General features: G+C 72.0%; 9 protein-coding genes. 6 read left to right on the top strand and 3 right to left on the bottom strand.

Annotation, left to right across the window (positions count from 1 at the left end; translation table 11 throughout):
* The first annotated feature begins 70 nt into the window (after positions 1–70).
* The 6 genes from ACZ60E_RS20750 to ACZ60E_RS20725 all read left to right on the top strand — a co-directional run bounded on the left by ACZ60E_RS20750 (position 71) and on the right by ACZ60E_RS20725 (position 10,207).
* Positions 71–2,386, top strand: a complete 2,316-nt coding sequence (locus tag ACZ60E_RS20750; protein WP_469442204.1) for a molybdopterin oxidoreductase family protein — start codon at positions 71–73, stop codon at positions 2,384–2,386.
* A gap of 132 nt (positions 2,387–2,518) precedes the next feature.
* The gene (locus tag ACZ60E_RS20745; RefSeq protein WP_469442203.1) at positions 2,519–4,027 is read left to right on the top strand and encodes a CitMHS family transporter; all 1,509 of its coding nucleotides are present in this window, start codon (positions 2,519–2,521) and stop codon (positions 4,025–4,027) included.
* 76 nt (positions 4,028–4,103) lie between these two features.
* Positions 4,104–5,399 (top strand): MFS transporter, encoded by a 1,296-nt coding sequence (locus ACZ60E_RS20740; RefSeq protein ID WP_469442287.1) that lies wholly within the window; start codon positions 4,104–4,106, stop codon positions 5,397–5,399.
* A 163-nt stretch (positions 5,400–5,562) separates the two neighbouring features.
* A complete protein-coding gene (locus ACZ60E_RS20735) occupies positions 5,563–6,906 on the top strand; it encodes an ABC transporter ATP-binding protein (RefSeq protein WP_384812794.1) in 1,344 nt (447 codons plus the stop codon).
* Positions 6,907–7,681: 775 nt separating this feature from the next.
* Positions 7,682–9,070, top strand: a complete 1,389-nt coding sequence (locus ACZ60E_RS20730) for an aldehyde dehydrogenase family protein (protein ID WP_469442200.1) — start codon at positions 7,682–7,684, stop codon at positions 9,068–9,070.
* Between the two features lie 54 nt (positions 9,071–9,124).
* Entirely contained in the window at positions 9,125–10,207 is a 1,083-nt protein-coding gene (locus ACZ60E_RS20725) for a Zn-dependent alcohol dehydrogenase (protein WP_469442198.1), read from the top strand.
* A gap of 34 nt (positions 10,208–10,241) precedes the next feature.
* Here ACZ60E_RS20725 and ACZ60E_RS20720 read toward each other — a convergent pair whose 3' ends face one another.
* From ACZ60E_RS20720 to ACZ60E_RS20710, 3 genes are all read right to left on the bottom strand, one after another.
* The gene (locus tag ACZ60E_RS20720) at positions 10,242–11,219 is read right to left on the bottom strand and encodes a DMT family transporter (protein ID WP_469442285.1); all 978 of its coding nucleotides are present in this window, start codon (positions 11,217–11,219) and stop codon (positions 10,242–10,244) included.
* Between the two features lie 217 nt (positions 11,220–11,436).
* The gene (locus ACZ60E_RS20715; protein ID WP_469442196.1) at positions 11,437–12,159 is read right to left on the bottom strand and encodes an ArsR/SmtB family transcription factor; all 723 of its coding nucleotides are present in this window, start codon (positions 12,157–12,159) and stop codon (positions 11,437–11,439) included.
* Positions 12,160–12,279: 120 nt separating this feature from the next.
* Positions 12,280–12,915 (bottom strand): TetR/AcrR family transcriptional regulator, encoded by a 636-nt coding sequence (locus ACZ60E_RS20710; protein WP_384812805.1) that lies wholly within the window; start codon positions 12,913–12,915, stop codon positions 12,280–12,282.
* Between the last annotated feature and the right edge of the window lie 22 nt (positions 12,916–12,937).

Below are 12,937 nucleotides of genomic sequence, written 5' to 3'. Positions count from 1 at the left end.
CCGCCGCCGGCTCCGGGACGCGCGAACATCGGCGTCCCGCACCCCCTCCCCACCGTTCATACCGGTCGGTATGCTCGGCCCGGTCAGAGCGCCACCGTCGTCGCCGTTCCCTCCGGGAGGACCCGTGTCCACCACCGCCGACTCCCACTCCCGTACAGCCCTGCGCATCTGCCCGCTCTGCGAGGCCACCTGCGGGCTGACGCTCACCATCGAGGGGACCCGGGTGACGAGCGCGCGCGGGGACCGCGACGATGTGTTCAGCCAGGGGTTCATCTGCCCGAAAGGGGCGTCGTTCGGGGCCGCCGACGGTGACCCGGACCGCCTGCGCACCCCCCTCGTACGCAAGGACGGCGAACTGCGCGAGGCCACCTGGGAAGAGGCCTTCGACGCCGTCGCCGCCGGACTGCGACCGGTCGTCGAGCGGTACGGCCCGCACTCCGTAGGAGCCGTCCTCGGCAACCCGAACGTTCACACCATGGCCGGCGCCCTCTACCCGGCCGTCCTGCTCTCCGGACTCGGCACGCACAGCGTCTTCACCGCGTCCACCGTCGACCAGATGCCCAAGCACGTCTCCAGCGGCCTCCTCTACGGCGACGCCAACGCGATCCCCGTACCCGACCTCGACCACACCGACCACCTGCTGCTGATCGGCGCCAACCCCCTGGAGTCCAACGGGAGTCTGTGCACCGCACCCGACTTCCCCGGCAAGCTCAAGGCCCTCAAGGCGCGCGGCGGCACCCTCACGGTCATCGACCCCCGCCGCACCCGCACCGCCAAGCTCGCCGACCGGCACGTCGCCGTCCGCCCAGGCACCGACGCCCTGCTCCTCGCGGCCATGGCGTACGTCCTCTTCGACGAACACCTCACCGACCTCGGCGAGCTGAGCGAACTGGTCCAGGGACACGACGAACTGCGCGACGCCGTACGCGACTTCACGCCCGAGGCCGCCGCCGGGGCCTGCGACGTCGACGCCGACACCATCCGCGCGCTCGCCCGTGAACTCGCCGCCGCGCCCACCGCCGCCGTGTACGGCCGCATCGGCAGCTGCACCGTCCCGCACGGCACCCTCGCCAGCTGGCTCGTCGACGTCCTCAACATCCTCACCGGCAACCTCGACCGGCCCGGCGGCGCCCTCTTCCCGCAGGCCGCCACCGACCGCACGCCCCGCCCCGCGGGACCCGGCCGCGGCTTCGCGCTCGGCCGCTGGCACAGCCGCGTCAGCCGTCACCCGGAGGCCAAGGGCGAACTGCCGCTCGCCGCACTCGCCGAGGAGATCGACACCGCCACCGAGGAGGGCGAACCCGTCCGCGCCCTCGTCGTCGTCGCCGCCAACCCCGTCCTCTCCGCCCCCGACGGCGACCGCCTGGACAAGGCCCTCGACTCGCTCGACTTCATGGTCAGCGTCGACCCGTACCTGAACGAGACCTCGCGCCACGCCCACGTCGTACTGCCCCCGCCCCCGCCCTCGCAGAGCCCGCACCACGACTTCGCCTTCAACACCCTCGCCGTCCGCAACCAGGTCCGCTACACCCGCGCCGCCGTCCCCCTGGAACCCGGCAGGAAGGCCGAGACGGAGATCCTCGCCCGGCTCGTCCTCGCCGCGACCGGCATGCACGGCGCCGACCCCTCCGCCGTCGACACCCTGGTCATCGACCAGACCCTCGCCAGGACCGTCAAGGAACCGCACTCCCCGGCGCACGGCCGCGACCCCCGCGAACTCGCCGCCGCCCTCACCGGTGACACCGGCCCCGAGCGCCGCCTCGACATGATGCTGCGCCTGGGCCCGTACGGCGACGGATTCGGCGCCCGCCCCGACGGCCTCAACCTGAAGACGCTGCTGGCCGCGCCCCACGGCATCGACCTCGGGCCGCTCCGATCGCGGCTGCCCGGCCCCCTCAAGACCCGCAGCGGCCTCGTGGAACTGCTTCCGCAGCCGCTCGCCGACGACCTCCCGCGGCTCAGGGACGCCCTCCGGCAGCGCCCCGACGGCCTGGTCCTGGTCGGCCGCCGCCATCTGCGCTCCAACAACAGCTGGATGCACAACATCCCCGCCCTCACCGGCGGCACCAACCGCTGCACCCTGCACATCCACCCCGACGACGCCGAACGCCTCGGCGTCGGCGACGGCACACCCGTACGCGTGAAGGGCGCCGGGGGAGAGGTCGTCGCCCCCGCCGAGGTCACCGACTCCGTACGACGCGGCGTCGTGAGCCTGCCGCACGGCTGGGGACACGACCGGCCCGGCACCCGGCTGCAGCACGCCACCGCGGACCCCGGTGTCAACGTCAACCAGCTCCTGGACGGCAGCCTGCTCGACCCGCTGTCCGGCACCGCGGTCCTCAACGGCGTACCCATCGATGTCGCGCCGGCGGGCCCCACGCCGTGAACGGCTGTGACCAGGAGTTTTGCGCTTATTGCTCTCGTGTCAACATCTTGTTAAGACTTGTCGGCCCGACCTAACGTCACTCGAACCGCCGTCCCTGGTGGGAGTTCAAGGGCGAACGTTAGGTATCCACTCATGCTGACCATCCTCGGCTTCACCATGATCGCGACCTTCCTGGTCCTGATCATGATGAAGAAGATGTCGCCGATCGCGGCGCTGGTGCTGATCCCGGCACTCTTCTGTGTGTTCGTCGGAAAAGGCGCCCACCTCGGCGACTACGTCATCGAAGGGGTGGGCACCCTCGCGCCCACCGCCGCGATGCTGATGTTCGCCATCGTGTACTTCGGCGTCATGATCGACGTCGGCCTCTTCGATCCGGTCGTCCGGGGCATCCTCAAGTTCTGCAAGGCCGACCCGATGCGCATCGTCGTCGGTACGGCCCTGCTCGCCGCGATCGTCTCCCTGGACGGCGACGGCTCGACCACCTTCATGATCACGGTCTCGGCGATGTACCCGCTGTACAAGCGCCTCAAGATGAGCCTCGTGGTGATGACCGGTGTCGCCGCCACCGCCAACGGCGTGATGAACACCCTTCCCTGGGGCGGTCCGACGGCCCGCGCCGCCACCGCGCTCAAGCTCGACGCCGGCGACATCTTCGTCCCGATGATCCCGGCGCTCGCCGTCGGCCTGGTCGCCGTCATCGGCCTCGCGTACGTCCTCGGCCTGCGCGAGCGCAAGCGCCTCGGCGTGCTGGGCCTGGCCGACGTCCTGGAGAAGGAGAAGGGCGAGGAGCAGGAGGAGGAGCTGCGGGAGACCGAGACGGTGCTCGTCGGTGCGGGTGCCGCAGGTGCCTCCGGTAGTTCTGGTGGCTCCGGTGACGGCAAGGTGCGCTTCGCCAAGACCGCGGGCGGATCGGGTTCCGGCACCGGCTCCGGTACCGACGCGGACGCCTCGGGCGGCTCCGGCGGCGGAGCCGAGGAGGACGACGTGAACGACGTACGCCTCCAGGGTCTGGACCCGAACCGCGCGACCCTGCGTCCCAAGCTGTACTGGTTCAACGCGCTGCTCACGGCGGTCCTGCTCACCGCCATGATCATGGAACTGCTGCCGATCCCGGTCCTGTTCCTGCTCGCCGCGGCGCTCGCCCTGACCGTCAACTTCCCGAACATCCCGGACCAGCGCGAGCGTCTCGCCGCGCATGCCGACAACGTCCTCAACGTCTCCGGCATGGTCTTCGCCGCCGCCGTCTTCACCGGCGTCCTCCAGGGCACCGGCATGGTCGACTCCATGGCCAAGTGGCTCGTCGACGGCATCCCCGACGGCATGGGCCCGCACATGGCCATCGTCACCGGCGCCCTGAGCCTGCCGCTCACCTACTTCATGTCGAACGACGGCTTCTACTTCGGCGTCCTGCCGGTCCTCGCCGAGGCCGGTACCGCGCACGGCGTCTCACCGCTGGAGATCGCCCGCGCCTCCCTCGTGGGCCAGCCGCTGCACATGTCGAGCCCGCTGGTCCCGGCCGTGTACGTGCTGGTCGGCATGGCCAGGGTCGACTTCGGCGACCACACCAAGTTCGTCGTCAAGTGGGCCGCCCTCACGTCACTCGTGGTGCTCGGATCCGGAATCCTGTTCGGCATCATCTGACCCGGACACGGACGCGTATTCAGAAACACCCGACGCCCGGCCGGGAGGCCGAATCCATCCGATGGAGAACGTCACTGTGAAGCCCGGCAGGAACCGCGGCTGGCTGCTTCGCCTGGTCATCGCCTTCAGCTTCGCGCAGGGGGCGGTGTCCATGGCACGGCCCGCCGTCTCCTACCGGGCCCTCGCGCTGGGCGCCGACGAACGGGCGATCGGTGTGATCGCCGGGGTGTACGCGCTGCTGCCCCTCTTCGCCGCCGTACCGCTCGGCCGCAGGACCGACCACGGCCGGTGCGCCCCGCTGCTGCCGGTGGGCGTCGTCCTGATCGCCGGCGGCTGCGCCCTCAGCGGTACGGCCGACTCCCTCGCCGCGATGGCGGCCTGGAGCGGTGTCATGGGCCTCGGACACCTCTCCTTCGTGATCGGCGCCCAGTCGCTCGTGGCCCGCCAGTCCGCGCCGCACGAACAGGACCGCAACTTCGGCCACTTCACCATCGGCGCCTCGCTCGGCCAGCTCGTCGGACCGATCGCCGCGGGCGCCCTGATCGGCGGCTCCGACATGGCGGGCACCAGCGCCCTCGCCCTGCTCGTCGCGGGCTGCGTCGCCGCGTTCTCGTTCGTCTCCCTGTGGCGCATCGAGGACCGTACGCCGTCCACGTCCCGTACGGGACCGGGTGGACGCGTGCCCGTGCACCGCATCCTGCGGACCCGGGGCGTGCCCGCGGGCATCTTCATCAGCCTCGCCGTGCTCTCCGCGACCGACATCCTCACCGCGTATCTGCCGGTGGTCGGCGAACAGCGGGGCATCGCGCCCTCCGTGATCGGCCTGCTGCTCAGCCTGCGCGCGGCGGCGACCATCGCCTGTCGGCTGGTGATGACGCCCATGCTGCGGCTGCTCGGCCGGGCCGCGCTGCTCACCACGACCTGTCTGCTGGCCGCCCTGCTGTGCGCCGGGATCGCGCTGCCCGTGCCCGTCTGGGCGCTCGCCGTGATCCTTGCCGCGCTCGGCTTCTGCCTGGGCGTCGGACAGCCCCTGTCGATGACCACGGTCGTCCAGGCGGCCCCCGACGACGCCCGCTCCACCGCGCTCGCCCTGCGGCTGACCGGCAACCGGCTCGGCCAGGTCGCCGCGCCCGCCACCGCGGGCCTGATCGCCGGAGTCGCGGGCGTGGCCGCGCCGTTCGTGATGCTCGGGGCACTGCTGCTGATCGCCTCGGGACTGGGACTGCGACAGGGCCGTACCGGGCCGGGGGCCGTTGGAGCCGCCGGAGCCGGAACCGGAACCGGAGGCGGGGGCGAAACGGATGCGGGCCGCGTCGTGACCCCTCCCTCCCCTGAACTGGAGAAACGCCGAACGGGCCGCGGCGGCGCCTGAGTTGCGACGATTCGAGGTGTTCAAAGGGTTCCCCGGGGCCCGCGCGGTCCGTTAGCTTCCGTGACTCATAGGTCTCGTACGTACCAGTACGGGCCGTCCGAACCGTCCGGCCGCGAAGCATCGTGCACATCGGTGCCCCGTGGGCCCCCGGGGGTCACGTCTCATGCCACGTGCCGTCTCGCTCCACCAGGTGAGCAAGTCCTACACGCAGGGCGTCCGCGTGGTGCAGGGGCTGTCGCTGGACATCGAGCCCGGTGAGTTCCTGGTGCTCCTCGGGCCCTCCGGCTGCGGCAAGTCGACCGTGCTTCGCATGATCGCCGGACTGGAGGAGCCCACCGAGGGGGAGGTGCGGCTCGACGGGGAGTACGCCAACCATCTCGCGCCCGCCGAACGGCACATGGCGATGGTCTTCCAGAACTACGCGCTCTACCCGACCATGAGCAGCCGCGCGAACATCGGCTTCCCCCTGCGCATCGAAGAGCCCGGCCGTGACCCGGGCCCGCGGGTCGAGGCCACGGCCAGAATGCTCGGCATCGAGGACCTCCTGGACCGTTTCCCCCACCAGCTCTCCGGCGGGGAGCGCCAGCGCGTGGCCATGGGACGGGCGATCGCCCGGCACCCCTCCGCCTTCCTGATGGACGAACCGCTGGCCAACCTGGACGCCAAACTCCGCAGCCATCTGCGGGCCGAGATCGCCCGGCTCACCCGGGACCTGGACGTCACGACCCTGTACGTCACCCACGACCAGGCGGAGGCGATGTCGCTCGGGGACCGGGTGGCCGTTCTGCGCGGTGGTGTGCTCCAGCAGCTCGGAACACCGCGTACGGTCTACGCGCTGCCGGAGAACGTCTTCGTCGCCGCCTTCATCGGCACCCCGCGGATCAACCTCCTGCGGGGAGTCGTCCTCGCCCCGCTCGACGGGGCGATGTCGATCGGCCTCGGCCGCCAGGCGCTCGTCCTGCCCGAACCGCTGTCCCCGGACCACCGGCTGCTCCGGGTGCAGCAGGGGCGCGAGGTCATCGTGGGGCTGCGCTCCGAGGCGGTCCGCCTGGCCCGGCCCACGCGGGCGCGGCCCGGGGAGGTGGCGATCAGCGGGCTCGTCGAGCATGTGGAGTTCCAGGGGCACGAGGTGCTGGTCCACCTCGACACCGGTTCGCAGCCCGCGCTGGTACCGGAACTCGAAGCGCCGCGGCCGGTGGCGCGAGTGGGTGGGCGGCGCCGCCGGGAGGGCCGGGTGTTCGACCGGCTGCGGGGGCGGACGCTGCGGGCCGGGCCTGTCGTGGTGCTGGAACACCCCGCGGACGCGGAGCCGGAGCGGGAGCCTGAGCCGGTGTCGACGGAGGCGCGGCTGCCGGGGGATCTGATTGTGCGCACGACACCGGACCACGCACTCCGCCCCGGCATGCAGGTACCGCTCCTGGTGGACCTCGCACACCTGTACGTCTTCGACCATGACGGCATAAGAATCTCCCCGGCCCCAAGAAAACGCCCCGACCTGGAGGCCTGATCCCCGAGGCCCCTCGGGGCGACGACCTGCCGGGCGCGCAGTTCCCCGCGCTCCTGGGGCGGGTGTGCGTTGACGGGTGCGGGTCCGCGGTGGCTGGCCGCGCAGTTCCCCGCGCCCCTAGGGGGGTGGGGGTACGGCGGGATTCTGTCTGCGCGTCCGCTGTGGTTGCCCGCGCAGTTCCCCGCGCCCCCAAAAACGAACCCCGCGCCCCCGCAGGACCGCGAGGAACGACGCGAGCAACCAGAACGCACCCGCAGGCGGCAATGCACGCCCACCCCCGCCCCCTCAGGGGCGCGAGGAACGGCGCGGCCAACCAGAACGCACCCGCAGGCAGCAGTGCACGTCCACCCCCACCCCCTCAGGGGCGCGGGGAACGGCGCGGCCAACCAGAACGCACCCGCAGGCAGCAGTGCACGTCCACCCCCACCCCCTCAGGGGCGCGAGGAACGGCGCGGCCAACCACGACGCACCCGCAGGCAGCAGTGCACGTCCACCCCCACCCCCTCAGGGGCGCGGGGAACGGCGCGGCCAACCACGACGCACCCGCAGGCAGCAGTGCACGCCACCCCCCACCCCCTGAGGGGCGCGGGGAACGGCGCGGGCAACCACGACGCGCCCGCACCCGTCCACCCTCGTCCATCCCCCCGCGCCGCGGCGGCCCCGCACCCGACAGCCCATACCCCTGGCGGGCAAAAACTAACACCGCTAGTTTGTGGCGGGCGTGACGGCTAAGTTGGGCCGCGGACGACCACACCCCCACCCGCGGGAGGACCCCATGAAGGCACACGACGGCATGTACATCGACGGCGCCTGGCGCCCCGCAGCCGGGACGGACACGATCGCCGTCGTGAACCCGGCCGACGAGCAGCTCATCGCGCACGTCCCGGCCGGCACGATCGAGGACGTGGACGCAGCGGTCCGCGCCGCCCGCGCAGCCTTCCCGGCCTGGGCCGCCACCCCGCCCACCGAGCGCGCCGCCCGTATCGCCGCCCTCAGGGACATCCTCGTCGCCCGTAAGGACGAGATCGCCGAGACGGTCACCGCCGAACTCGGCTCACCGCTGAAGTTCTCGCAGGCCGTACACGTCGGCGCCCCCATCGCGGTAGCAGGTTCGTACGCCGACCTCGCCGCCTCCCACTCCTTCGAGGAGAAGGTCGGCAATTCCACCGTCTACCTCGAACCCGTCGGAGTGGTCGGCGCCATCACGCCCTGGAACTACCCCCTGCACCAGATCGTCGCCAAGGTCGCCCCCGCCCTCGCGGCCGGCTGCACGGTCGTGCTGAAGCCCGCCGAGGACACCCCGCTGACCGCCCAGCTCTTCGCGGAGGCGGTCCACGAGGCAGGCGTCCCGGCGGGTGTCTTCAACCTCGTCACCGGCCTCGGCCCGGTCGCCGGCCAGGCACTCGCCGAGCACGAAGGCGTGGACCTGGTCTCTTTCACGGGCTCCACGGCCGTCGGCCGGCAGATCGGCGCGACGGCGGGCGCGGCCGTCAAGCGGGTCGCCCTCGAACTGGGCGGAAAGTCCGCCAACGTCATCCTGCCGAGCGCGGACCTCGCAAAGGCCGTCAACGTGGGCGTCGCCAACGTGATGTCCAACTCCGGCCAGACGTGCAGCGCCTGGACCCGCATGCTGGTGCACGACTCCCAGTACGACGAGGCCGTGACCCTGGCCGCCGAGGCCGCCGCGAAGTACGGCGAGCGCATCGGCCCGGTCGTCAACGCCAAGCAGCGCGACCGCGTGGTGGGTTACATCGAGAAGGGTGTCGGCGACGGCGCCCGACTGGTCGCGGGCGGCCCCGAATCCCCCCGGGAGCAGGGCTACTTCGTCAGCCCGACCGTCTTCGCCGACGTCACCCCGGAGATGGCGATCGCCCAGGAGGAGATCTTCGGCCCGGTCCTGTCGATCATCCGGTACGAGGACGAGGCGGACGCGCTCCGCATCGCCAACGGCACGGTGTACGGGCTCGCGGGCGCCGTCTGGGCGGGGGAGGAGTCGGAAGCCGTGGCCTTCGCGCGGCGCCTGGACACCGGGCAGGTCGACATCAACGGCGGACGCTTCAACCCCCAAGCTCCCTTCGGCGGTTACAAGCAGTCGGGCGTCGGCCGCGAACTCGGCTCGCACGGACTGTCCGAATACCTCCAGACCAAGTCCCTCCAGTTCTGAAGATTCAGAGATCCGCAGATTCGAGAGATTCAGAGTCCTAGGAGCGTTGTACTCATGACCCGCGCCGCTGTGCTGCCTGCCGTTGGGGCCCCACTGGAGATCACCGAGATCGACCTGCCCGAACCCGGCCCCGGGCAGGTGCGGATCCGCCTCGCCGCCGCCGGGGTGTGCCACTCCGACCTCTCACTGACCAACGGCACCATGCGGCTGCCGGTGCCCGCCGTGCTCGGCCATGAGGGAGCGGGGACCGTCGTCTCCGTCGGTCCCGGGGTCGACCGTGTCGCACCCGGTGACGAGGTGGTCCTCAACTGGGCCCCCTCCTGCGGGAGTTGCCACGCCTGCACCCTGGGCGAGGTGTGGCTGTGCGCCAACGCGCTGGCGGGGGCCGCGAACGTCTACGCCCACCGTTCCTCCGACGGGACGGATCTCCACCCCGGCCTGAACGTCGCCGCGTTCGCCGAGGAGACGGTGGTGGCCGCCGACTGCGTACTCCCGGCGCCGGCCGGTATTCCGCTGGCGGACGCGGCCCTGCTCGGCTGCGCCGTCCTCACCGGCTACGGAGCCGTGCACTATTCGGCGCAGGTCCGCCCCGGTGAGACGGTCGCGGTCTTCGGCGTCGGCGGCGTGGGACTCGCGGCGATCCAGGCCGCGCGTATCGCCGGTGCCTCCACCGTGGTGGCGGTGGACGTGTCGTCGGAGAAGGAGTCCCTGGCCCGCGCGGCCGGAGCCACCGAGTACGTGATCGCCTCGGACAACACCGCCCGTGAGATCCGCGGGCTCACCGGCAAGCAGGGCGTGGACGTGGCCGTGGAGTGCGCGGGCCGCGCCGTCACGATCCGTACCGCGTGGGAGTCCACCCGCCGCGGCGGCCGTACGACGGTCGTCGGTATCGGCGGCAAGGACCAGCAGGTCACCTTCAACGCCCTGGAGATCTTCCACTGGGGTCGCACGCTCGCCGGCTGCGTGTACGGGAACTCCGACCCCGCCCGCGACCTGCCGATCCTCGCCGAACACGTCCGGGCGGGACGGCTGGACCTGAGCGCCCTCGTCACGGAACGGATCGCCCTGGACGGCATCCCGTCGGCGTTCGACAACATGCTGGCGGGCAAGGGCGGACGAGCGCTGGTGATGTTCTAGGGGGACGGAGACCCGGCCTCTTACTTACTGGTGCTTACTGGGCCTTGTCGGGCCGTGGCTCGGGAGCCGCGGCGACAGCCGTGGCGGGAGCTTCCGTGGCGGGAGCGGTTGTCGCGGTCGCCCCGGGCCGGGGTCCGGACCGCGACACCGCCACCCCCGCGAGACACACCAGTCCACCGACGAGCGTGATCCAGCCCGGCACCTCGTCGAGCACCACCCACGACATCAGCACCACCAGCGCGGGCACCGCGTACGTCGTGGCGCCCATCCGCCCCGCCGTCGTACGCGCCAGTGCGAACGCCCACGTGGTGAAGGCGAGCGCGGTCGGGAAGACGCCCAGATACAGCATGTTGAGGGTCGCGGACAGCGGGGCGTCCCGGGCGTCGGAGACCAACTGCCCGGCGAACGGCAGACAGGCCACCGCGCCGATCACACACCCGTACGTCGTCACCTGGAGCGCGGAACCGTGCCGCAGGGCCGGTTTCTGGGCGACCACACCGCCCGCGTACGCGACCGCGGCGAGCAGGCAGAGCAGTACGCCTAGCACGGAGGCGCTGCCCTCGCCCGACATGGACAGTCCGACGACCGCCGCGCCCACGAAGGAGACGCCCATCCCGGCGAGCAGCCGCGACGGCAGCCCTTCCTTGAGCAGCCAGCCGGCGAGCAGGGCCATGATCAGCGGTCCGATGTTCACCACGAGGGCGGCGGTGCCCGCGTCGACCTTCTGCTCGCCCCAGTTGAGGACGACCATGTACAGGCCGAACCAGAGCAGCCCGGACACCACGATCCCGGGCCACGCGGCCCGCGCGGGGAGCCCTTCCCTGCGTACCAGGCAGATCGCTCCGAGGACCAGCGCTCCGGCGAGCAGCCGGCCCAGCGCCAGCGCGCCGGGGGAGTAGGCCTCGCCGGCGCTGCGGATCGAGACGAAGGCGGAGGCCCACAGCAGCACGGTTGCGCCGGCCGCTGTGGTGGCGAGGGGGTCTGGCCTGCGGCCGGCGGGGAGGGGCGTCATCACGTTCCAGAGGGTAGGTGGGGTGGTGGGAAAGGGCTCGCGGGTTTCGGACGGGATGCTCCGCGGGGTGGCGTTGTTGGATGTCCGCGGGCCGGTGGGGGCTGGCCGCGCAGTTCCCCGCGCCCCTGAAAGACGGGGCTGCGCCCCTGTCTTTCATGCGCCGCTGAACGATGGGACTGGGCCCCGGGCTCTCATTACGGCGCTGGAGGGCGGGTGGTCAGCGCAGGGATTCTGACTGGATTCCCAGTAGTTGTGCGAGTGCCTGTTCGCCGGTTGTTGTGACCTTTACTGCTCGTTCCGAGCCGATGCGTACGCACCAGTTGGTGGTCAGGGCGTGGTGGCAGAGCGCGGCGCCCGCGATGCCCGCCAGGTGGGGGCGGCGTTCCGTCCAGTCGAGGCAGGCGCGGGCGAGCGGGCGGCGGCCGGTGCGTACGAGGGGGATGCCGACGTCCTCGAACCAGGCCACGCCCTCGCCCGTGAGCGCGAAACCGGTGTCCTGGCGGAGCAGTCCGAGGCCGGTGAGCGCGTCGGTGACCGCGATGCCGAGGCGGCCGGCCAGATGGTCGTAGCAGGTGCGGCCCCGGGCCATCGCACTGCCGGCGCCCGCCTCGCGCAGCGTGCGCGGCTGTACGGCCGCCGCCGGTGAGACCTGGGCGGCCAGGTCCTCCACGAGCTGGGCGACCCGGGCGTCGGCCAGCCGTACGTACCGGTGCCGTCCCTGCCGTTCCTCGGTGAGCAGCCCGCCTGCCACCAGCTTGCCCAGGTGCTCGCTGGCCGTCGAAGGGGCGACCCCGGCGTGCCGTGCCAGCTCCCCGGCGGTCCAGGCCCGCCCGTCGAGCAGCGCCAGCAGAAACCCGGCTCGCGTCTCATCGGCGACAAGGGAGGCAAGGGCGGCGAGCCCGGCGGCCCCGGTACGCGCCCCGCTGCGTGAGGAGGTCATACACACAGCATGAGCGCCCCACACTTCGGCGACCGCCGAAGCTTTCAGGGGCGCGGGGAGCCTTGAGGGGCGCGGGGAACTGCGCGACCAGCCCCCACCGGCCCGCAGCCGTGGATCCGCCTACTCTCGCAACCCCGCATACTGCGAGGCCAACCCCTCCAGCAACGCGCTGAGCCCCGTCTCGAAGGCCCGCTCATCGATCTTCTCCTGCTGGTCGGCAAGAAGATGCGCTTGCCCGAGATGCGGATAATCCGCAGGGTCGTACGCCGTCTCGTCGTCCACGAACCCCCCGGCGAACGACGACAGCGCGGACCCCATCACGAAGTACCGCATCAACGCCCCGATGGACGTCGCCTGCGCCGCGGGCCACCCCGCGGCGACCATCCCCCCGAACACCGCGTCCGCGAGCCGCAGCCCGGCCGGCCGCCGTCCGGGCCCCCGGGCCAGCACGGGAACGATGTTGGGGTGATCGCGCAGAGCGGCCCGGTAGGAGACCGCCCAGTCGTGCAGCGCGGTCCGCCAGTCCCGTCCGTCCTCGAACATCGACAGGTCGACCTGCGCGCTCACGGAGTCCGCGACGGCCTCCAGGATCTGGTCCTTCGTACGGAAGTGGTTGTAGAGCGACGGCCCGCTCACCCCCAGCTCGGCCGCCAGCCGCCGCGTGGAGACCGCGGCGAGCCCCTCCGCGTCCACCAGGGTCCGGGCCGCCGCGACGATGCGGTCGGTGCTGAGGAGGGGCTTGCGCGGTCGGGCCATGGCCCACATAGTAGGGCTGCGG

This window comes from Streptomyces sp. NPDC102514 (assembly GCF_055584525.1).
Note: the sequence above shows the minus strand (reverse complement) of the source record. Positions and strands in the feature narration are given on the sequence as shown.

Excerpts from the sequence above, each read along its gene's own strand:
- ACZ60E_RS20750 (WP_469442204.1), top strand. The coding sequence starts at position 71 with ATGCTCGGCCCGGTCAGAGCGCCACCGTCGTCGCCGTTCCCTCCGGGA.
- ACZ60E_RS20745 (WP_469442203.1), top strand. The coding sequence starts at position 2,519 with ATGCTGACCATCCTCGGCTTCACCATGATCGCGACCTTCCTGGTCCTG.
- ACZ60E_RS20735 (WP_384812794.1), top strand. The coding sequence starts at position 5,563 with ATGCCACGTGCCGTCTCGCTCCACCAGGTGAGCAAGTCCTACACGCAG.
- ACZ60E_RS20730 (WP_469442200.1), top strand. The coding sequence starts at position 7,682 with ATGAAGGCACACGACGGCATGTACATCGACGGCGCCTGGCGCCCCGCA.
- ACZ60E_RS20725 (WP_469442198.1), top strand. The coding sequence starts at position 9,125 with ATGACCCGCGCCGCTGTGCTGCCTGCCGTTGGGGCCCCACTGGAGATC.
- ACZ60E_RS20720 (WP_469442285.1), bottom strand. The coding sequence starts at position 11,219 with ATGACGCCCCTCCCCGCCGGCCGCAGGCCAGACCCCCTCGCCACCACA.
- ACZ60E_RS20715 (WP_469442196.1), bottom strand. The coding sequence starts at position 12,159 with ATGACCTCCTCACGCAGCGGGGCGCGTACCGGGGCCGCCGGGCTCGCC.
- ACZ60E_RS20710 (WP_384812805.1), bottom strand. The coding sequence starts at position 12,915 with ATGGCCCGACCGCGCAAGCCCCTCCTCAGCACCGACCGCATCGTCGCG.